This is a genomic window from Desulfacinum hydrothermale DSM 13146 (assembly GCF_900176285.1).
Lineage (GTDB): Bacteria > Desulfobacterota > Syntrophobacteria > Syntrophobacterales > DSM-9756 > Desulfacinum > Desulfacinum hydrothermale.
In genome coordinates this window covers 1-1,050 of sequence record NZ_FWXF01000059.1, presented here as the reverse complement: position 1 = coordinate 1,050, position 1,050 = coordinate 1, and the positions used below count along the sequence as shown (strand labels likewise).

Annotated in this window: 1 protein-coding gene and 1 pseudogene; both read right to left on the bottom strand. The window is 60.6% G+C overall.

Going from position 1 to position 1,050, the window contains the following annotated elements; all coding sequences use genetic code 11:
* Positions 1 to 729 (bottom strand): annotated as a pseudogene (locus B9A12_RS16570) (hypothetical protein); the annotation flags it as partial.
* Positions 730 to 1,050, bottom strand: a 321-nt coding sequence (locus B9A12_RS17175) for a hypothetical protein (RefSeq protein ID WP_170920708.1), incomplete at its 5' end; no start/stop codon positions are given.

The window sequence follows — 1,050 nt, the reverse complement described above, 5'->3', positions numbered from 1 at the left end:
GACGGACAGATCACCAAACGACGCGCTCGTGGCAAGGGGCGACACACCGTAATACTTGACCGCCTCCACCACGCTTGTTCGATGAATTTTTGTGGCTGGCTGATAGCTGCTGTCTTTTCTCGGCGTGCCGCCCTCCCAGTCCTGCCGAAGCGGGTCGGAAATTTCCATCGTCACTTCTAGGGCGTCGAACGGGCCGCCGTCATAATAAACCACGTCCCGTGTTTCGACGGACAAGACGCGGAAATACTGAATTTCATCGCCGTTCACGAGCGCGTAAACGTCGCCCGCCCCGGGCACTGGGTCGGTACGGCTTTGATATGCTAGAACAGCACGTTGCCCCTCGTAATGGTCACCGATCAACCGCATGGGGCTGAGCGGACCCACAACCACGTAGGATTCCACCTTGTCCCGGGCCTCGGTGCGTTCGTCAAACCAAGCCGTCTTGGCCGGGGTTCCGAAAAGAGTAACGGACACGTTAGGATCGGTGGGCGGTTCGCTGATAATAACATTGCTTCCAAAATAAGTGTCCGTGTCATCTGTCAAAACCGCTGCGAAAACCTTTCGTAAATTCACGCGCCCATAGGTACGGTCCAGCTCGCTGATATCCGGGAACATGTTGTTGGACTGCCCATCGACGACCTCCTGGTTGACCATGCGGCCGCCGCCGTCGTCGGTGTCGGTCATGCGCTCGGATTTCAGGAGCTTGATATCGGTCTCGAGGATCGCCATTTAGACCTCCATGAGCCGCAATGCGGCCAAGACATACAATGTGCCGTCGTCCGGGTCCGTCACCTCCAGGACAGGCCGCGCGCTGATCGGCTGTTGGTCGCGCCGCCACATCACCTGCCGGGTGTCCCCGGGCGCCAGTTCCAGGGTCATGGTCCTGCCGGCGTCCTCCGTCAGTGCATAGAGGGCGTCCAGGTCGGCCTTGGTCAGCCAGCAATGCTCCCCCCCGCCGGCCGCCGTCAGCGTAATGGGACGCCCCGCCTGCTGGGCCGCCTCCTGGACCACCACGGCCCCCGTAAGGCTCACGCTTACAGTCTGAGACAC